Annotated in this window: 18 protein-coding genes; 14 read left to right on the top strand and 4 right to left on the bottom strand. The window is 69.8% G+C overall.

What is annotated here, in order from left to right; genetic code table 11:
* Window positions 1–48: 48 nt before the first annotated feature.
* Complete coding sequence (ftsH, locus tag VGO10_RS03635; RefSeq protein ID WP_327465246.1) at window positions 49–2,040, top strand: ATP-dependent zinc metalloprotease FtsH; 1,992 nt, start codon at window positions 49–51, stop codon at window positions 2,038–2,040.
* A 12-nt stretch (window positions 2,041–2,052) separates the two neighbouring features.
* Complete coding sequence (locus VGO10_RS03630; RefSeq protein WP_327465250.1) at window positions 2,053–2,823, top strand: YaaA family protein; 771 nt, start codon at window positions 2,053–2,055, stop codon at window positions 2,821–2,823.
* On the opposite strand, the gene VGO10_RS03625 is transcribed toward VGO10_RS03630, so the two are convergent.
* The gene (locus VGO10_RS03625) at window positions 2,820–3,167 is read right to left on the bottom strand and encodes a hypothetical protein (RefSeq protein ID WP_327465244.1); all 348 of its coding nucleotides are present in this window, start codon (window positions 3,165–3,167) and stop codon (window positions 2,820–2,822) included. The genes VGO10_RS03630 and VGO10_RS03625 overlap by 4 nt on opposite strands.
* A 209-nt stretch (window positions 3,168–3,376) precedes the next feature.
* Between VGO10_RS03625 and folP the strand changes: the two genes are divergently transcribed.
* From folP to folK, 4 genes are read left to right on the top strand one after another with little or no spacing between them, the layout of a single operon-like run.
* On the top strand, window positions 3,377–4,189 hold the full coding sequence (folP, locus tag VGO10_RS03620; protein ID WP_327465242.1) for a dihydropteroate synthase: 813 nt from the start codon (window positions 3,377–3,379) through the stop codon (window positions 4,187–4,189).
* Window positions 4,179–4,637 carry a dihydroneopterin aldolase gene (gene folB / locus VGO10_RS03615; RefSeq protein ID WP_327465240.1) on the top strand — a complete coding sequence of 153 codons (459 nt, stop codon included), beginning with the start codon at window positions 4,179–4,181 and terminating at the stop codon, window positions 4,635–4,637. Before folP ends, folB begins: the two co-directional genes overlap by 11 nt.
* Before the next feature lie 28 nt (window positions 4,638–4,665).
* Window positions 4,666–5,475 (top strand): thioesterase family protein, encoded by an 810-nt coding sequence (locus VGO10_RS03610; RefSeq protein ID WP_327465238.1) that lies wholly within the window; start codon window positions 4,666–4,668, stop codon window positions 5,473–5,475.
* Window positions 5,472–5,984, top strand: coding sequence for a 2-amino-4-hydroxy-6-hydroxymethyldihydropteridine diphosphokinase (gene folK, locus VGO10_RS03605; RefSeq protein WP_327465236.1), 513 nt, complete (start codon window positions 5,472–5,474; stop codon window positions 5,982–5,984). Before VGO10_RS03610 ends, folK begins: the two co-directional genes overlap by 4 nt.
* On the opposite strand, the gene VGO10_RS03600 is transcribed toward folK, so the two are convergent.
* On the bottom strand, window positions 5,938–6,927 hold the full coding sequence (locus VGO10_RS03600; RefSeq protein WP_327465234.1) for a cation diffusion facilitator family transporter: 990 nt from the start codon (window positions 6,925–6,927) through the stop codon (window positions 5,938–5,940). The two genes, folK and VGO10_RS03600, sit on opposite strands and share 47 nt — an antisense overlap.
* Before the next feature lie 39 nt (window positions 6,928–6,966).
* Window positions 6,967–7,569, bottom strand: coding sequence for a TetR/AcrR family transcriptional regulator (locus VGO10_RS03595; RefSeq protein WP_327465232.1), 603 nt, complete (start codon window positions 7,567–7,569; stop codon window positions 6,967–6,969).
* Between the two features lie 59 nt (window positions 7,570–7,628).
* Here VGO10_RS03595 and VGO10_RS03590 point away from each other — a divergent pair, with 59 nt between their 5' ends.
* Window positions 7,629–8,477, top strand: a complete 849-nt coding sequence (locus VGO10_RS03590) for an alpha/beta hydrolase (RefSeq protein WP_327465230.1) — start codon at window positions 7,629–7,631, stop codon at window positions 8,475–8,477.
* On the opposite strand, the gene VGO10_RS03585 is transcribed toward VGO10_RS03590, so the two are convergent.
* Window positions 8,450–9,205 (bottom strand): glutathione S-transferase family protein, encoded by a 756-nt coding sequence (locus VGO10_RS03585; RefSeq protein ID WP_327465228.1) that lies wholly within the window; start codon window positions 9,203–9,205, stop codon window positions 8,450–8,452. The genes VGO10_RS03590 and VGO10_RS03585 overlap by 28 nt on opposite strands.
* 53 nt (window positions 9,206–9,258) lie before the next feature.
* On the opposite strand from VGO10_RS03585, the gene VGO10_RS03580 reads away from it, so the two are divergent.
* The 7 genes from VGO10_RS03580 to VGO10_RS03550 all read left to right on the top strand — a co-directional run bounded on the left by VGO10_RS03580 (window position 9,259) and on the right by VGO10_RS03550 (window position 16,891).
* Window positions 9,259–10,026: a type III pantothenate kinase gene (locus VGO10_RS03580; protein WP_327465226.1), complete on the top strand. Its 768-nt coding sequence runs from the start codon at window positions 9,259–9,261 to the stop codon at window positions 10,024–10,026.
* Between the two features lie 70 nt (window positions 10,027–10,096).
* Entirely contained in the window at window positions 10,097–10,375 is a 279-nt protein-coding gene (locus VGO10_RS03575) for a DUF192 domain-containing protein (protein ID WP_327465224.1), read from the top strand.
* Window positions 10,372–11,373, top strand: coding sequence for a tRNA dihydrouridine synthase (locus VGO10_RS03570; RefSeq protein ID WP_327465222.1), 1,002 nt, complete (start codon window positions 10,372–10,374; stop codon window positions 11,371–11,373). The genes VGO10_RS03575 and VGO10_RS03570 overlap by 4 nt, the downstream gene beginning before the upstream one ends.
* 134 nt (window positions 11,374–11,507) lie before the next feature.
* A complete protein-coding gene (gene greA / locus VGO10_RS03565) occupies window positions 11,508–11,990 on the top strand; it encodes a transcription elongation factor GreA (RefSeq protein WP_327465220.1) in 483 nt (160 codons plus the stop codon).
* Window positions 11,991–12,003: 13 nt separating this feature from the next.
* Entirely contained in the window at window positions 12,004–13,512 is a 1,509-nt protein-coding gene (gene lysS / locus VGO10_RS03560; RefSeq protein WP_327465218.1) for a lysine--tRNA ligase, read from the top strand.
* Between the two features lie 260 nt (window positions 13,513–13,772).
* Window positions 13,773–16,388 (top strand): ATP-dependent Clp protease ATP-binding subunit, encoded by a 2,616-nt coding sequence (locus VGO10_RS03555; protein WP_327465216.1) that lies wholly within the window; start codon window positions 13,773–13,775, stop codon window positions 16,386–16,388.
* A 110-nt stretch (window positions 16,389–16,498) separates the two neighbouring features.
* Window positions 16,499–16,891, top strand: a complete 393-nt coding sequence (locus VGO10_RS03550; RefSeq protein WP_327465214.1) for a cyclic nucleotide-binding domain-containing protein — start codon at window positions 16,499–16,501, stop codon at window positions 16,889–16,891.
* Window positions 16,892–16,897 lie beyond the last annotated feature (6 nt).

Raw genomic sequence — 16,897 nt, 5'->3', positions numbered from 1 at the left:
CGTTACGGCAGCAGTAGGGCACAAACCCCCTGGTAGCCTAACCCTGTCGTGAGCCGCTTCTTCAAGAGCGCACTTTTTCCGATCCTGATCGTGATCGTGCTGGCGTTCTTCGCCTCAAAGCTGATCTCCCGATCGGATCAGGCCCCCGCCCGCTCGTTCGCCGGCTTCCTCGAGCAGGTCGAGAACGGCCAGGTCGACACGGCCACGCTGCGCACGAAGGACAACTCGATCGACGTGCGCCTCAAGGGCACGGACAAGAACAAGTACCAAGTCGGCTACCCGCTGGACTACTCCGACGTCCTGGTCACGAAGCTGCGTGCCGCCAAGGCCGACGGCCTGATCCGGGACTTCGACGTCAAGCCCGCACGGTCGAGCGTGATCCTCTCGCTGCTGACCTACGTGTTGCCGTTCCTGATCTTCATCGGGTTCTGGATATTCCTCATGAACCAGGTCCAAGGCGGCGGCTCGAAGGTGATGTCGTTCGGCAAGTCGCGCGCCAAGCGGCTGTCGGTCGACTCGCCGAAGATCACCTTCCGTGACGTCGCCGGGGTCGACGAGGCCGTTGAGGAGCTGCACGAGATCAAGGAGTTCTTGGAGAACCCTGCCAAGTTCCAGGCGATCGGCGCCAAGATCCCCAAGGGCGTGCTGCTCTACGGCCCGCCCGGCACCGGCAAGACGCTGTTGGCCCGCGCCGTGGCCGGCGAGGCCGGCGTGCCGTTCTTCTCGATCTCCGGCTCGGACTTCGTGGAGATGTTCGTCGGCGTCGGCGCCTCCCGCGTGCGCGACCTGTTCGAGCAGGCGAAGCAGAACTCGCCCTGCATCATCTTCATGGACGAGATCGACGCCGTGGGCCGCCACCGTGGCGCCGGCATGGGCGGCGGGCACGACGAGCGCGAGCAGACGCTCAACCAGCTGCTGGTCGAGATGGACGGCTTCGAGATGAAGGACAACGTCATCTTGATCGCCGCCACGAACCGCCCGGACATCCTGGATCCGGCGCTGCTGCGCCCCGGTCGCTTCGACCGCCAGATCGTCGTGGACCGCCCGGACCGCAAGGGCCGCGCGAAGATCCTCGAGGTCCACACGCGCGGCAAGCCGCTGGCCAAGGAGATCCACATCGATGATCTCGCCGGTCAGACCCCGGGCTTCACGGGTGCCGATCTCAGCAACCTCGTCAACGAGGCCGCGCTGCTCGCTGCCCGCAACGGCAAGCGCGAGATCACGCAGACCGAGCTCGAGGAAGGGATCATGCGCGTCATCGCGGGTCCCGAGAAGAAGACCCGTGTGATGGGCGAGAAGGAACGCCTCATCACCGCCTACCACGAGATGGGCCACGCGATCGTCGGGCACTACCTCGAGCACTCCGACCCGGTCCACAAGGTCTCGATCATCAGCCGAGGCCAGGCGCTCGGCTACACGATCTCGATGCCCCAAGAGGACAAGTTCCTCACCACGCGCGCCGAGCTGCAGGACACGATGGCGATGACCCTCGGCGGCCGTGCCGCGGAGGAGATCGTCTTCCAGGAGATCACGACGGGCGCGTCCAACGACCTCGAGAAGGTCACCGCGACGGCCAAGCAGATGGTCATGCGCTTCGGCATGTCCGAGCGTCTGGGTCCCCGCGTCTTCGGCCACGATCACGGCCAGCCCTTCCTCGGTCGCGAGTTCTCCTCCGAGCCCGACTACTCCGACGAGATCGCGCGTGAGATCGACGACGAGATCCGCCGCATCGTCGAGTCCGCGCACCAGCGCGCCAAGGACATCCTCGGCGAGCACCGCGAGTCGCTGACCACGATCTCCGAGATCCTGCTCAAGCGCGAGACGATCGAGAAGGAAGAGTTCATCGCGCTGCTGGACGGCAAGACCGAGGAGGAGACCTTCGGGCCCGACGAGGTCGTCGATGAGCAGCTGCCGCCTGGCAACGCTCCGGCGGATCGCGCCGGCCGCGAGGCTCCGCGGCCCCTGCCGCGGCCCGGCTTGGCCGGCGGTGGGGTCGAGGCGCGTGGGCTCGACGCGCCGGAACGACCCAACCTCGCGTAGCGCGCTCCGCCGCTGCTCGTCCTCCTGCCGCCCTCCGAGGGCAAGCGTGCGCCCGAGGCCGGCGCGCCGGTCGATCTGACGGCGCTGGCCTTTGCTCACGCGTTGGGCGCGCGGCGGGCCAAGGCGCTGGCGGCGCTCGTCAAGCTGGCCGGCGGCAACCGCAAGCGCGCGCTGCGTCATCTGGGCCTGCCGCTTGGGCTGAGCGCGGAGGTCGATCGTGACGCCGCGCTGCTGACCGCGCCGGCGGCACCCGCCGCCGACATCTACACCGGCGTGCTCTTCCAGCATCTCGATCTCGCGACGCTGTCGCCGACCGCGCTGGTCCGCGCGCGTGAGCAGGTCCTGGTCGCCTCGGCGCTGTGGGGCGTCGTGGCATTGGAGGACCGCATCCCGGCCTACCGCCTCTCGATCGGCGCGCGGCTGCCCGCGTTGACGCGCAGCGGGCTGGCCGCCTGGTGGCGCCCGGCGCTCACCAAGGCGCTCCCCGACGAGCCCGGGCAGCTGACCGTCGACCTGCGCTCCGGCGGCTACGCTGCGGCCTGGCGGCCCAAGCAGGCGACGCTCGTCGAGGTCAAGGCCTCGACCGCGGAGGGCAAGCCGATCTCCCACATGGCTAAGGCCGTTCGCGGCACCGTGGCGCGCCGGCTGCTGCAGGCGCGCAGCGCCGCGACCGAGCCTGTCGATGTGGCGCGCGCCGCCGAGGGTGATGGCGTCGGTCGCGTCGCGCTGCACGAGCCCACGCGCCCCGGTGGCGCGTGGACCGTCGAGGTCATTGCCGCCTAGAGCGCCGGAGGCAAGGCCGCGTCGAGGTAGTCGACGAGCGCGGCGAGCTCGTAGTCGCGCAGGTCGCCGTCGCGTGCGGCGAGTTGTGCGATGTCCTTCGTACGGGCGACGACGATCCCTTCGACCTCCAGCGGGTGCAGCCGCGTGGCGGTCCCCTCGCCGTCGACGCAGAGCGCGCCCTTCACAACCGCCAGATCACCGATCAGCTCCTGCACCGCCGTGACGCGTGCTCGGACGGCGGCTGGCTCTGCCGTGCTCCAGCCTCCCACGACCGTGACACCGCCGGGCCCGACCGCCAGGTGCTCGATCAGCGCGCCACCGGGCAGCCGGCGGTCGTGGAGCATGACGACCGGTAGGTGGCGCAGCGCCCGCTGCAGGGCACGAGCACTAAAATATCCCCGATCGGTTGTTGCCTGGACGCAACGATGAGCAGGACTGTCCATGCGGAAGCCCTTCGGCGCAACCACCCGATCGTATGAGTCGATCGGCTCGCCAGTGGACAGGTCGGCCGGACCACGGCCCGCCCACCCCGCCACGGATATCTTCTGCGGCCATGGCTCCGGAGCCCTACGAGATCATGGGCGTCCTCAACGTCACGCCGGACTCGTTCTCCGACGGCGGCGAGTGGTTTGACCGCGACGAGGCCGTCACCCATGGCCTGCAGCTCGTCGCCGACGGCGCGACGATCCTCGACATCGGCGGCGAGTCCACGCGCCCCCATGCCGTGCCGGTGCCCGAGGACGAGGAGCTGCGGCGGACCGAGCCCGTCGTGCGCGTCCTGGCCCGCAGCCGCGCGACGGTCTCGATCGACACGACCAAGTTCGCCGTCGCCGAGGCCGCGCTGGACGCCGGCGCCCGCTACGTCAACGACGTCACCGCGTTCCGTGAGGCACCCGACATGGCCGGCCTCGTCGCCGACCGCAACGCCCGCTGCTGTCTGATGCACATGCTCGGCGACCCGCAGACGATGCAGGACAGCCCGCGCTACGCCGACGTCGTCGACGACGTCAAGGCGTTCCTCACCGACCGTGCGGAGTTCGCGGTCCGCGAGGGCATCCGCGAGGACCGCATCGACGTCGATCCCGGCATCGGGTTCGGCAAGACGCTGGAGCACAACCTCGAGCTGTTAGCCCGCACCGACGAGATCGTCACGCTTGGCTTTCGCGTCGTGATCGGGGTCTCGCGCAAGTCCTTCATCCACAAGCTCGCCGATGTCCCGGATCCGCACGATCGCGTGCCGGGGACGATCGCCGCCAACGTCATCGCGCTGGAGCGCGGCGCGCGCGTCTTCCGGGTCCACGACGTCGCGCAGGCGTCGCAGGCGCTGAAGGTCGCGAGTGCTACGTTCCAGCGCGATGGTGCCTGACCAGGAACCCGACGACGAGCTCGAGCCCGACGACGCCGAAGAGGATGCGGACTTCGAGGACGGGGCCGACCAGACCGAGGTGACCATCGAGGTCCGCGGGCTGTCGCTCTACACGCACCACGGCGTCTCCGCCGCCGAGCGCGAGGTCGGTCAGCGGCTGGTCCTCGACATCCGCCTGGAGGTCGGCGACTGCGACGCGACCGTCACCGACATGGTCGAGGACACCGTCGACTACGGCGAGGTCTGCAACACGGTCTCGCTGGTCGCCCAGCAACGCTCCTACAAGACGCTGGAGCGCCTCTGCTCGGCGGTCGCCGACCGTCTGCTGGACGAGTACTCGGCTGACGAGGTGTGGGTCAAGGCCGCCAAGCCCGAGCCGCCGATCCCGCTGCCCGTCGACGAGGTGAGCGTCGAGGTCTGGCGCCAGCGCGGCGGCGACGAAGACTGATCGGCGTTCCGTGACGATCACGCCGTCGATGACCCTGTTCGAGCAGGACACCGCCGTCACGCCCGCCGGCGACGGCGTCTGGCAGGCCACGATCTCCGATCGGTGGGCGGTTCCGCGCGGCCCGAACGGCGGCTACATCGCCGCGCTGGTCCTGCGGGCGCTGGAGGCGGCGGTCGATGACCCTGAGCGTGCGCCGCGCTCGCTCACGCTGCACTACTTGCGCCCGCCGGTCGCCGGCCAGGCGGCGCAGATCCACGTGGCCGTCGAGCGCGCCGGGCGCACGCTGACATCGCTCAGCGCCCGGCTCGTCCAGGACGAGCGCACGATGGTCGTCGCGCTGGCCGCCTTTGCCGCTGACTTCCCATCGGCCGCGGACTACGCGACCCCGCCGCCGGCCGTCGGTCCCCCGCCGGCCGAGCTGCACACGGTCCCGGCCGCGCCCGGCGTTCCGGAGATCGCGCTGCGCATCGCCGCGGCGCCCGTCTTCGGCTCTGGGGCGCTGGGCGGCGGTGACGAGGCGCTGGCCGGCGGCTGGCTGCGGCTGGCCGAGCCGCGCATCGCCGACGCCGCCGCGCTTGCGTTCTACGCCGACGCCTGGCTGCCGTCCCCCTTCGCGCTGCTCAAGGCGCCGGTGCCCGCCCCGACGATCGACCTCACCATTCACTTCCGGACGCGGCTGCCGCATCCCGGCATGGCGCCCGACACGCCCGTCCTCGCACGCTTCTCCTCCTCGACCTCGCAGGGCGGCTTCTTCGAGGAGGACGGCTCGATCTGGGCGCCGGACGGCACGCTGCTGGCCCAGAGCCGCCAGTTGGCGCTGCTCTTCCCGGCGTCATGAGCACGGCCCACCTGGGCCTGGGCTCCAACCTCGGCGACCGGCGCGCGCTGCTGCAGGCCGCGGTCGACGGGTTGGCCGAGCGCGGGGTGGTGGCCACCGCCTCGTCGTCGACCTACGAGACCGACCCGGTTGGCGACGTCCTCGATCAGCCGGCGTTTCTCAACGCCTGCCTCGTCGTGGAGACCGTCCTGGATCCCGACGCGCTGCTGGATGCCGCCAAGGCCGTCGAGCGGGCGCTGGGGCGGACGACCGACGGCCCGGACTACGTTCACCACGGCCCGCGACCGGTCGACGTCGACGTGCTGCTCTACGACGGCCGTACGCACCGCTCAGCGCGGCTCACGGTGCCGCACCCCGCGCTGCTGGAACGCCGCTTCGTGCTGATCCCTCTTCTGGAGCTGGACTTCACGCTGACGCTGCCCGACGGCGCGCGCCTCGCCGACGCCCTCGCCGCGCTGCCGGTCACCGAGGGCGTGCGTCGTGCGGGTCCGCCGCTGCGCCTGCCCTGACCACCGGCAGCCCCTCGTCGCAGCGGACCTCGAGCTGGACGAGGTCGCCGCCCTCGTGGTCCATTTGCAACGTGGTGTGCGCGATCGCGAAGCGGTCGCGCAGGATCTCCTGAAGGCCGAGCCGTGCTTGGTGGCAGTCGCAGTCGCGGCCGACGACGACGTGTGCGGCGAGCGACGGGAAGCCCGAGGAGACCTCCCAGACGTGGAGGTCGTGGACCTCCACGACGCCCGGTGCGCGCGCCAGCGCCAGCCCGATCTCCTGGACGTCCATGCCGCGCGGCGCGGCCTCCAAGAAGATCCGACCGGACTCGCGCAGCAGCCCGAACGAGGCGTACAACATGATCGCGGCAACCAGCAGCGCGGCGATGCCGTCGGCCTCGCGAAAGCCGGTGAGCAGGATCACCGCGCCGGCGATCGCCGTGGCGATGAACGCGGCGAGGTCGGTCAGCAGGTGTTGGTAAGCGCCCTCGACGTTGAGCGAGTTGCGGTTGGCGCTGGCCAGCGTCCAGGTCGCGGCGAGGTTGACGGCCACGCCGATCAGTGCGACGACGAGGACCGCGGTGCCCTCGACGTCGGGCGGGTTGATCACCCGGCGCACGCCTTCCACGGTGATGAGCAGCCCGAGCACCAGCAGCGTCGCGCCGTTGAACTGGGCCGACAGGATCTCGGCGCGCTTGAGGCCGAAGGTGAAGGCGCCGCGCGCCGGCCGGCGGGCGAGGTTGATGGCAACGAGCGCCAGCCCGATCGCCGCGGCGTCGGTGAGCATGTGCGCCGCGTCTGACAGCAGCGCCAGCGACGAGGCGGCGATGCCGACGGCGACCTCGACGGCCATGAACGCCAGGATCAGCCCAAGGGCGATCGCGAGCTTGCCGCGGTCGGCGTCCTGGGAGATCTCGTGGCTGTGACCGTGGCCGGCGGCGCCGTGTGCGTGATCGTGACCCACGCGCACAAGGCTAGTGTTCCGATACGCCGGAGACGGCCCTCAGGGCGCGAGACCGTCGATCAGCCGGTCGATGATCTGCTCGATCTCAGCGCGCGCCGTCTCGGAGTCCTGGGAACGCGTGATGTAGAGCGCGCCTTCGTCCATCGCACCGAGCAGGAGGTGCGCCAGCGGCGTGATCGGCTGCTGGGCGATCGCGCCCGCGTCCATGCCGGCTTGCAGGACCCCGACGATCAGGCCGAGGCCGTGGCGGAAGCCGATCTCGCGCCAGCGCTCCCAGCCCAGGACGGCGGGCGCGTCGAGCAAGACGATGCGCTCGATCTCCGGCTCGGCGCAGACGGCCAGGAAGGCGTGAGAACCGGCGCGCAGCGCGGCGAGCGGGTCGGTCGCGCCGGCTAGCGCGCCCTCGGCGATGCGCCGCGTGGTCTCGGCCTCGACCTGCTCGAAGACGGCCTCGAAGAGCTGCTCCTTGTCGCGGAACTGGTGGTAGAGCGCGCCGCGGGTCACGCCGGCGGCGCGGACGATCTCCTCGGTGCCCACCGCACCGTAGCCGCGCTGGGCAAACAGGGCGCGGGCGGCGCTCAGCAGTGCCTCGCGCGTCGCGCGCGACCGTTGCTCCTGCTTGTTGTTGGCCTTGATTTCCATACAGTCTGTATGTAAGTTGCGTACAGCTTGTATGCAATCTACCTGGAAGGCCTGACGCCATGCCCGAGCTGACGTTGCAACAGGGGACGATCCGCTACCGCGACGAGGGCACCGGCCCGACGCTCTTCTTCGTCCACGGGGCCCTCGTGGACGGCCGCCTGTGGGAGCCGGTCGTCGATCGGCTGCGCGACCGCTTTCGCTGCGTCGTGCCCGATCTCCCGCTCGGCTCGCACGAGCTGCCGCTGAAGGCCCACGCCGACCTCTCGCCGCTCGGCCTCGCCGCGCTGGTCGCTCAGATCATCGAGGCGCTCGACCTCGAGGACGTCACGCTGATCGGCAACGACACGGGCGGCGCGCTCTGCCAGCTGCTGGTCGTCGAGGAGCCCGAGCGCATCGGCCGCCTGGTGCTGACCGACTGCGACGCCTTCGAGGATTTCCCGCCCAAGGCGTTCAAGGGGCTGGTCGCCGCGGCCAAGGTCCCCGGCGCGCTGCGCGCGATGCTCCAGCCGATGCGCGCGAAGTCCGTCCGCCGCCTGCCGCTGGCCTACGGCTGGCTGACCAAGCGCCCGGTCCCCGACGACGTGATGGACGGCTGGACGCTGCGCGCGCTGCAGGATCCCGGGGTCATGGCCGACCTGCGCAAGGCGCTGAGCGGGCTGAGCCCAGACGTCTTGTTGGACAACTCGGCCAAGTTGTCGTCCTTCGACAAGCCGGTCCTGCTCATCTGGTCGCGCGAGGACAAGTTCTTCAAGATCGAGAACGCCCATCGCCTCGCCGCGATCTTCCCGGACGCGCGCGTCGAGGAGCTGACCGATGCCTATGCCTTCGTCAGCTGGGACCAGCCCGATCGCGTGGCCGAGCTGGTCGGTGCGTTCGCCGGTCAGGCGGCGGGCAAGGTCGCGGCCTGAGCCGCGGTCTGGACCGGCAGCGCGCCGGACGGCACGGATGCCGTCAGGCGCGGGAACCAGCGGAAGGCGAACGCCTCGGCCGGGCGGCCCTCGACCAGCGGCCGGACGTCTTCGAGGGTGTAGAGCAGGCGGATCGACGGCGCGATCTGCAGGTCGGCGGCGTTGGGCTGCTCGCCGTTGAGGACGCCGTCGGCGATGTACTGGTCAACCTGGTCGAGCTGCGCGGGCAGGGCTGCGAGGTCCGCGCGGATGGTGCTGTCGTCGACGCCGTTCAGGCGGCGCTCGATCGGCAGCACGACCTTGGAGAGGGCGACGACGACCGGCATCGGCAACTTCGGGCTGCGCGCGCCCTCCTGGAAGCCGTGCATGGCGCGCGGATACTTGGTGAAGCCTGCCCACAGCAGTCGGCGCGGGACCGACTGCAAGACGTCGTTGCCCCAGTGCTCGGCCTCTTCGATCGCGGCGGCGCCGGCCGGGCCGTCGAAGAGCGGCGGCGACGAGACGCGGCGGTCCAGCGCCCGCATGATGGCCGTCGAGCCCTGCACCTTCTCGCCATCCTCGAAGCGGACGCCCGGCACCGTGCGGCCACCGAACAGCGGCTTCATGATGGCCGGCTGCATCGAGATGGGAAGCTCGACGAACTTGAGCGGGAGACCCTTGATCTCGAAGGCCTTCACGGCGGTGTCGCTGGGATGTGAGCCGTGCAGGAGGTAGATGCGGGCGGGCATCCGCCGACCCTAACCGGTCGCACTCCTCGCCGGTGTTGGCATGATGCCCGCCGATGCTCCTGGTCGTCGACGTCGGCAACACGCAGACCCACTTCGGGACGTTCCGGGGGGACGAGCTGATTGAGCACTGGCGCTTTGCGACGGTGCGGACGTCCACCTCCGACGAGCTCGGCGCCGCGCTGCGCAACCTGCTGGAGCTGCGTGGGGTTGGCCTGGCGGACCTCAGCGCGTCGATCGTCTCCTCCACGGTGCCCCAGCTGGAGCCCGAGTGGCTGGCGATGGCCAACCACTATCTCGGCCACCGCATGCTGGCCGTCGGGCCCGGGATTCGCACCGGCATGCCGATCAAGATCGACAACCCGCGCGAGCTCGGCGCCGACCGCCTGGTCAACGCGGTCGCCGCCTTCGAGCGTCTCGGTGGGCCGTGCATCTCGGTGGACTTCGGCACCGCGGTCAACTTCGATGTCGTCTCGGTGCAGGGCGAGTACATCGGCGGCGTGCTGATGCCGGGCGTGGAGATCTCGCTCGACGCGCTGACCAGCCGAGGCGCCAAGCTCCCGCGCATCGACCTCGTCGCACCTCGGCGCGCCATCGGCAAGGGCACGGTCGACGCGATCCGCTCAGGTGTGGTCTTCGGCTTCGCCGCGGCGGTCGACGGCCTGATCTCCCGCATCCAGGAGGAGCTCGGCGAGGAGGCCTCGACGATCGCCACCGGCGGGCTGGCCGGCGTCGTCGTGCCGCACACGCATGCGATCGACGCGGTCGACGACCTGCTGACGCTCAAGGGGCTCAAGCTCCTGCACGAGCGCAACGTGAGCTAAGACCGCCCGCCCGCGACACCGTCCCCACCCGCCCGGGGGCGAACATCGCTCGCCACGGCCTAAGGAGGACATGGAGTCGCTGCCGATCGTCGTCGCCGACACGCCGCGTGCACGCCTGCGCGGCCTCTTGGGTCATCGCGTGCCGCCGCCCTTCGCGCTGCGGCTGGAGCGCTGCCGCTGCGTGCACACCGTCGGGATGCGCTTTGTGCTGGACCTGCACTGGCTGGATGCCGGTGGCGCGGTGCTGCGGGTCGACCGCGCGGTAGCGCCAGGTCGCGTCCGTGCCTGTTGGCGGGCCAGGGCCGTCGTGGAGGTCCCGGTGGGCGCGTCTATCCTGAGTCCTTCGTGACGACGCCTCAGCCCGCCCTCACCGACCCCTGGGAGCTTGCCGGCATCCGCGTGCCCAACCGCGTGCTGCTCGCCCCGCTGGCCGGCATCGGCAACTGGTTCGTGCGCCTGCAGGCGGCGCGCCACGGCGCGGGGATGGCCTACAGCGAGATGGTGTCGAGCTTCGCCATCCACTACGGCAACGAGAAGACGCTCACCGAGCTGCTGCGTGTCCATCCTGAGGAAGGACCGACGGCGCTGCAGCTGTTCGGCCAAGACCCCGAGATCATGCGCTCCGCGGCGGCCTATGTGGCCGAGCATGTCCCGCAGGTCGACGTCATCGACCTCAACATGGGCTGCCCGGTGCCCAAGGTCTGCAAGACGGGCGCGGGCGCAGCGATGCTCAAGGATCCCGACACGGCCGTCGCGGTCGCGCGGGCGGCCGCCGAGGGCAGCGGTAAGCCGGTCACGGTCAAGCTGCGCTCCGGCTCGGTGCCCGGTGACACGAGCGGCGTCGATCTTGCGCACCGCCTGGTCGCCGAGGCCGGCGTGGCGGCGATCACCTTCCATCCGCGCAGCGCCAAGGTCCACCACGCCGGCGTGCCCGACTACGACCTCGCCGCCGAGTTGGTCGCGAGCCTGCCGGCCCCGGTGATCCTCACCGGCGGCCTGCACACGGTCGCCGAGGTGCAGGCCGCCTATGAGCGCACGGGCGCCGCCGCCGTCATGCTCGCCCGCGGCTCGCTGGGCAACCCGTGGCTCTTCGAGCAGCTGCTCGGCCGCCGCGACGACGGCCCGACCGCGGCAGAGATCCTTGCCGAATGGCACTGGGTCATCGACCGCGCCGAGGAGCATCTCGGCCCCGAGCGCGCCGGCCGCTATCTGCGCAAGTTCCACCCGTGGTACGTCGACCGCCTCGACGGCGGCAAGGAGCTGCACATCGCGCTCCAGCAGACCCACACCGTGGCCGATGCTCGTGCGGTCCTCGCCGAGCACGAGTCCACGCTGCTGGTCACCTGATCGTTCTGGACACGCTGCAGGCTGCGGTGCGGCGGTCCAGCAGGCGTTAGGTGCGCCGCTATACTGCCGCGCTCGCTGGGCTCGGAGGGTCGCCGCAGGCGGTTCCGGGCCTGGACCGGTCTACCTCTCTCACTATGCCCCGAGACGTCATCCTTACCCCAGAAGGCCTCACGAAGCTCAAGGACGAGCTTGCGCACCTGCAGGCCGAGGGCCGGCGCGAGGTCGCCGAGCGCATCAAGGAGGCGCGGGACTTCGGCGACATCGCCGAGAACGCCGAGTACGACGACGCCAAGAACGCGCAGGCGATGCTCGAGGCCAAGATCGCCCAGCTCGAGGAGCGCGTTCGCGCTGCGACGGTCGTCGATCCCTCCGAGCTCTCCAACGACGTCGTCGGCATCGGCTCGATCGTCCACGTCAAGGACGAGAAGACCGGCAAGTCGCAGAAGTTCACGATCGTCGGCTCGGCCGAGGCCAACCCGGCAGACGCCAAGCTCTCCAACGAGTCGCCCGTCGGCCGCGCCCTGCTCGGCCACAAGCGCAACGAGACGGTCTCCGTGTCGGTCCCCAAGGGCCCGGCCCGAAAGCTCAAGATCACCAAGATCGACGTCGGCGTCTAGGCTCCGGGCAGCCATGGTGGATCAGCCCGACAATCCGGCGGGCGATTCGCCCGCGGCGCCCACAGAGGCTGAGCACAACGCCCTGCTCGCGGTCCGGCGCGCCAAGCTCGACGCGCTGCGCGCCGCCGGTATCAACCCCTTTCCGCCCGACTTCCCCGGCGTCGTGCCGACCGCCGACGTCCGCGCCACCCACGAGGGGCTCGAAGCCGGCGCCGAGACCGAGGCCACCTACCGGGTCGCCGGCCGCCTCACGCAGCGCCGCGGCCAGGGCAAGATGGCCTTCCTGGACCTCGTCGACCGTTCCGGGCGCATCCAGTTGCAAGCCCGCCTCGACGTCCTCGGCGAGGAGCGCATGTCCCGCCTCCTCGACCAGCTCGACCTCGGCGACATCATCGGCGTCGACGGCACCGCCTTCGTCACCCGCCGCGGCGAGCTGAGCCTGCGCGTCGACGACTACACCGTCCTGGCCAAGGCCCTGCGCCCGCCGCCCGACGCCCACTACGGCCTGCGCGACGTCGAGACCCGCTTTCGCCAGCGCGAGCTCGACCTGATGGCTTCTGAAGAGGCGCGCGCGCTCTTCATCACGCGCGCCAAGATCGTCTCCGCCGTCCGCCGCTTCCTCGATGAGCGCGGCTTCGTCGAAGTCGAGACACCGGTGCTGCAGCCGCTCTACGGCGGGGCGGCGGCGCGTCCGTTCACGACGCACTTCAACGCGCTGGACCGTGACTTCTACCTGCGGATCGCGACCGAGCTCTACCTCAAGCGGCTGATCGTCGGTGGCCTGGAACGGGTCTACGAGCTGGGCAAGGACTTCCGCAACGAGGGCATCTCCTACAAGCACAACCCCGAGTTCACGATGGTCGAGTGGTACGAGGCCTACGCGGACTACGAGGACATGATGCATGCGGTCGAGGAGCTGTTCCCCCGCTTGGCGGCGGCTGCCGGTTACGACGGCGAGATCGATTTCAGCGCGACGCCCTACCGCCGTGTCGGCCTCATCGAGGTCATCCAGGAGGCGACCGGCATCGACGTCATGGCGCACCCGACCGGCGCCGAGCTGGCCGCCGCCATCAAGGCCGCGAAGATCGAGATGCCGACCGATGGTCTCGAATGGCCCGGCCTCGTCGACGACCTCTTCTCCAAGCAGGTCGAGCCGACGCTGATCACGCCGACCTTCGTCGTCGACTACCCCAAGGCGCTGAGCCCCTTCGCCAAGGACCATCGCAGCAAGCCGGGGCTGGTCGAGCGCTTCGAGGTCTTCGCCAACGGGATGGAGGTCGGCAACGCCTTCACCGAGCTCAACGACCCCGACGAGCAGCGCGCGCGCTTCGAGGCCCAGGTGCGCCTCGCCGAGGCCGGCGACGAGGAGACCACGCCCTACGACGAGATCTTCGTCCAGGCGCTCGAGCACGGCATGCCGCCGACAGGCGGCATCGGCATCGGGATCGATCGACTGGTCCTCCTCCTGACCGGTCACCAGTCGATCCGCGAGATCGTGCTCTTCCCGGCCATGCGTGACTAGCGCGGCGAAACGCCCGCTTCGCAGGACGTTCGCGTCCGGCAGGGCTCCGACAGGCCCTGCGGTAAACTGCCTCATGCCCGCCGAACGGACCCGATTGACTCATCCTCTCGGCCCTAGTAGCCGAATAGGTGGGTAGATCGGGTAACTCGGTGACCTCCAGCACCGTTGTATTTCCTGTCGACGAATTTTCCATCCGGACCACCTCTTCGACCGACCGCTAGCGAATCTCCCCCCGCGCAGTAGGAAGGACGTTCCCCAAGATGTTCGAGCGATTCACAGAGCGAGCCCGCCAGGTGGTCGTGCTCGCCCAGGAAGAGGCGAGGACGCTCAAGCACAACTACATCGGCACCGAGCACATCCTGCTCGGCCTTCTCCGTGAGGAGGAGGGGCTTGCCGCCCGCGTCCTTGAGTCCCTGGACATCACCGTCGAGCGCGTGCGCGCGCAGGTCGTGCGCATCGTGGGCTCGGGCGAAGAGGTCACCTCGGGCCAGATCCCGTTCACGCCCCGTGCCAAGAAGGTGCTGGAGCTCGCACTTCGCGAGGCGCTGAGCCTCGGCCACAACTACATCGGCACCGAGCACATCCTGCTCGGCCTGGTCCGGGAGAACGAGGGCGTCGCGGCCCGCATCCTCCTCGACTTCGACGCCGACTCCGAGAAGATCCGCAACGAGGTCATCCGGATGCTCTCCGGCCCCGGCGGCCGTCGCCAGGGTGGCCAGGCGGGCGCGGGCGCGGGTGCCGCAGGTGGCGCGGGCACCGGCGAGGGCAAGAAGTCCTCCAAGCTGCTTGACCAGTTCGGGCGCAACCTGACCAAGCTCGCCTCCGACGGCAAGCTGGATCCGGTCGTCGGTCGCGAGACCGAGATCGAGCGGATCATGCAGATCCTCTCCCGGCGCACCAAGAACAACCCGGTGCTGATCGGGGAGCCCGGCGTCGGCAAGACCGCCGTGGTCGAGGGCCTGGCCCAGCGGATCACCAACGCCGACGTTCCCGAGCTGCTCAAGGGCAAGCAGATCTACACGCTGGATCTCGCGGCGCTGGTCGCCGGCTCGAAGTACCGCGGCGAGTTCGAGGAGCGCCTGAAGAAGGTGATGAAGGAGATCACCCAGCGCGGCGACATCATCCTGTTCATCGACGAGATCCACAACCTCGTCGGGGCCGGTGCCGCCGAGGGTGCGATCGACGCTGCGTCGATCCTCAAGCCCGCGCTGGCGCGTGGCGAGCTGCAGACCATCGGCGCGACGACGCTCGACGAGTACCGCAAGTACCTGGAGCGCGACTCCGCCCTGGAGCGGCGCTTCCAGCAGATTCGCGTCGAGCAGCCGTCTCCCGAGGAGACGGTCCAGATCCTCAAGGGCCTGCGCGACCGCTACGAGCAGCACCACAAGATCGAGATCACCGACGAGGCGCTGGAAGCAGCCGCGGAGTTGGCCGACCGCTACATCTCCGACCGCCAGCTGCCCGACAAGGCCATCGACCTCATCGACGAGGCCGCGTCGCGCATGCGCATCAAGTCGATGACCTCGCCTCCGATCTACCGGGAGCTCGAAGAGGAGATCGAGGAGACGCGCCGCGCCAAGGAGGCCTCGATCGAGGCCCAGGAGTTCGAGAAGGCCGCCAACCTCCGTGACAAGGAGCGGCGCCTGACCAACAAGAAGCGCGAGCTCGAGGAGCAGTGGGAGGCCGGCGAGGCCGAGGGCGCAGAGCGTCCCGCCATCGGCGAGGAGGAGATCGCCGACATCGTCTCGATGTGGACGGGCATCCCGGTCTTCAAGCTCACCGAGGCCGAAACCCAGAAGCTGATGCGCATGGAGGACGAGCTCCACAAGCGCGTCATCGGCCAGCATGCCGCCGTCGAGGTCATCTCGAAGGCGATCCGCCGCTCGCGCGCCGGACTGAAGGACCCGAAGCGCCCCACGGGCTCGTTCGTGTTCCTCGGCCCGTCAGGTGTCGGCAAGACGGAGCTGGCCCGCACGCTCGCCGAGTTCCTGTTCGGCGACGAGGAGTCGATGATCCGCATCGACATGTCGGAGTACATGGAGAAGCACGCGGTGTCGCGCCTCGTCGGGTCGCCCCCCGGCTACATCGGCTACGACGAGGGCGGTCAGCTGACCGAGGCCGTGCGGCGCAAGCCGTACTGCGTGCTCCTGCTCGACGAGATCGAGAAGGCGCACCCAGACGTCTTCAACATCCTCCTGCAGATCCTGGAGGACGGCCGTCTGACCGACTCGCAGGGTCGCACGGTGGACTTCCGCCACGCGATCGTGATCATGACGTCGAACATCGGTGCCTCGGAGATCGCACGCAACACGCCGCTCGGCTTCGCGGTGAGCGACGACGAGACCGGCATGACCTACGACGACATGAAGCTGCGCGTCATGGGCGAGCTCAAGAAGGTCTTCCGGCCGGAGTTCCTCAACCGCATCGACGACGTCATCGTGTTCCACAAGCTGCAGCGCGACGAGATCAAGACGATCGTCGAGCTGCTGCTGCGTCGCATCCGTGAGTCGCTGGCCGAGCGGGAGCTCCAGCTGGAGCTGTCTGACGACGCCAAGGACCTGCTGGTCGAGAAGGGGTGGGACCCGGCGATGGGCGCCCGGCCGCTGCGCCGTGCGATCCAGCGCTACATCGAGGACCCGCTGGCCGACTTCGTCCTGCGCGCCGAGCTGATGCCTGGCGGCACGGTGATGGTCGACAAGGCCCCCGACGGCGACGACGGTCCCGAGGTCACGCTGTCGGTGGTCGCGCCCAAGAAGGTGCCCAAGCCGGTCGGCGTGGGTGCCTCGGGCGACGACGCCGCCGACGAGCCGGTCGAAGAGAAGGTGCTGCCGGGCGAGCCCGACGCATCGCGCTCCGAGACGCCGGACGTCGAGTAAGCGTCCCGCAAGACCTGAAGTGGTGCGAAGGGCGGCCTGCGAAGGCCGCCCTTCGTCGTCGTGTGACGGTTCTTGCGACGCGGCGTGCCGGTTTCGGGAAGGATGCGCTCATGGACACCGCACGGCTGAAGCGCATCCCGGTCTTCGCCGACCTGGACGACGAGTCCCTCTCGAACATCGCGGCCCTCGCGGCCGAGGTCTCGGTGCCCGCGGGCAAGGAGCTCGTCCGCGAGGGCGACTACTCCTATGACGTGCTCGCGATCGAGGAGGGCACGGCGTCGGTCGAGCGCGGCGACGAGCACATCGCCGACCTCGGCCCCGGCGACGTCATCGGCGAGATGGGCGTCCTGGAGCGCTCACAGCGCAACGCGACGGTCGTGGCGACCTCGCCGATGCTGTTGGTGACGCTGACCAGCTGGGACATCCGCAAGCTGCGCAAGTCGACGCCCGCCGTGGTCGACCACCTGCGCGGCGTCGTGGAGCAGCGCACCGACCACGCCTGATACACG

The organism is Baekduia sp. (assembly GCF_035996765.1).
Taxonomy (GTDB): domain Bacteria; phylum Actinomycetota; class Thermoleophilia; order Solirubrobacterales; family Solirubrobacteraceae; genus Baekduia.
Note: the sequence above shows the minus strand (reverse complement) of the source record. Positions and strands in the feature narration are given on the sequence as shown.

What these genes read in the sequence shown, in the direction of transcription:
- VGO10_RS03595 (WP_327465232.1), bottom strand. Translation starts at nt 7,569, where the DNA reads ATGGAAATCAAGGCCAACAACAAGCAGGAGCAACGGTCGCGCGCGACG.
- VGO10_RS03625 (WP_327465244.1), bottom strand. Translation starts at nt 3,167, where the DNA reads ATGCTCCACGACCGCCGGCTGCCCGGTGGCGCGCTGATCGAGCACCTG.
- folP (WP_327465242.1), top strand. Translation starts at nt 3,377, where the DNA reads ATGGCTCCGGAGCCCTACGAGATCATGGGCGTCCTCAACGTCACGCCG.
- VGO10_RS03580 (WP_327465226.1), top strand. Translation starts at nt 9,259, where the DNA reads ATGCTCCTGGTCGTCGACGTCGGCAACACGCAGACCCACTTCGGGACG.
- lysS (WP_327465218.1), top strand. Translation starts at nt 12,004, where the DNA reads ATGGTGGATCAGCCCGACAATCCGGCGGGCGATTCGCCCGCGGCGCCC.
- VGO10_RS03590 (WP_327465230.1), top strand. Translation starts at nt 7,629, where the DNA reads ATGCCCGAGCTGACGTTGCAACAGGGGACGATCCGCTACCGCGACGAG.
- folK (WP_327465236.1), top strand. Translation starts at nt 5,472, where the DNA reads ATGAGCACGGCCCACCTGGGCCTGGGCTCCAACCTCGGCGACCGGCGC.
- VGO10_RS03555 (WP_327465216.1), top strand. Translation starts at nt 13,773, where the DNA reads ATGTTCGAGCGATTCACAGAGCGAGCCCGCCAGGTGGTCGTGCTCGCC.
- VGO10_RS03610 (WP_327465238.1), top strand. Translation starts at nt 4,666, where the DNA reads ATGACCCTGTTCGAGCAGGACACCGCCGTCACGCCCGCCGGCGACGGC.
- VGO10_RS03575 (WP_327465224.1), top strand. Translation starts at nt 10,097, where the DNA reads ATGGAGTCGCTGCCGATCGTCGTCGCCGACACGCCGCGTGCACGCCTG.
- greA (WP_327465220.1), top strand. Translation starts at nt 11,508, where the DNA reads ATGCCCCGAGACGTCATCCTTACCCCAGAAGGCCTCACGAAGCTCAAG.
- folB (WP_327465240.1), top strand. Translation starts at nt 4,179, where the DNA reads ATGGTGCCTGACCAGGAACCCGACGACGAGCTCGAGCCCGACGACGCC.
- VGO10_RS03585 (WP_327465228.1), bottom strand. Translation starts at nt 9,205, where the DNA reads ATGCCCGCCCGCATCTACCTCCTGCACGGCTCACATCCCAGCGACACC.
- VGO10_RS03550 (WP_327465214.1), top strand. Translation starts at nt 16,499, where the DNA reads ATGGACACCGCACGGCTGAAGCGCATCCCGGTCTTCGCCGACCTGGAC.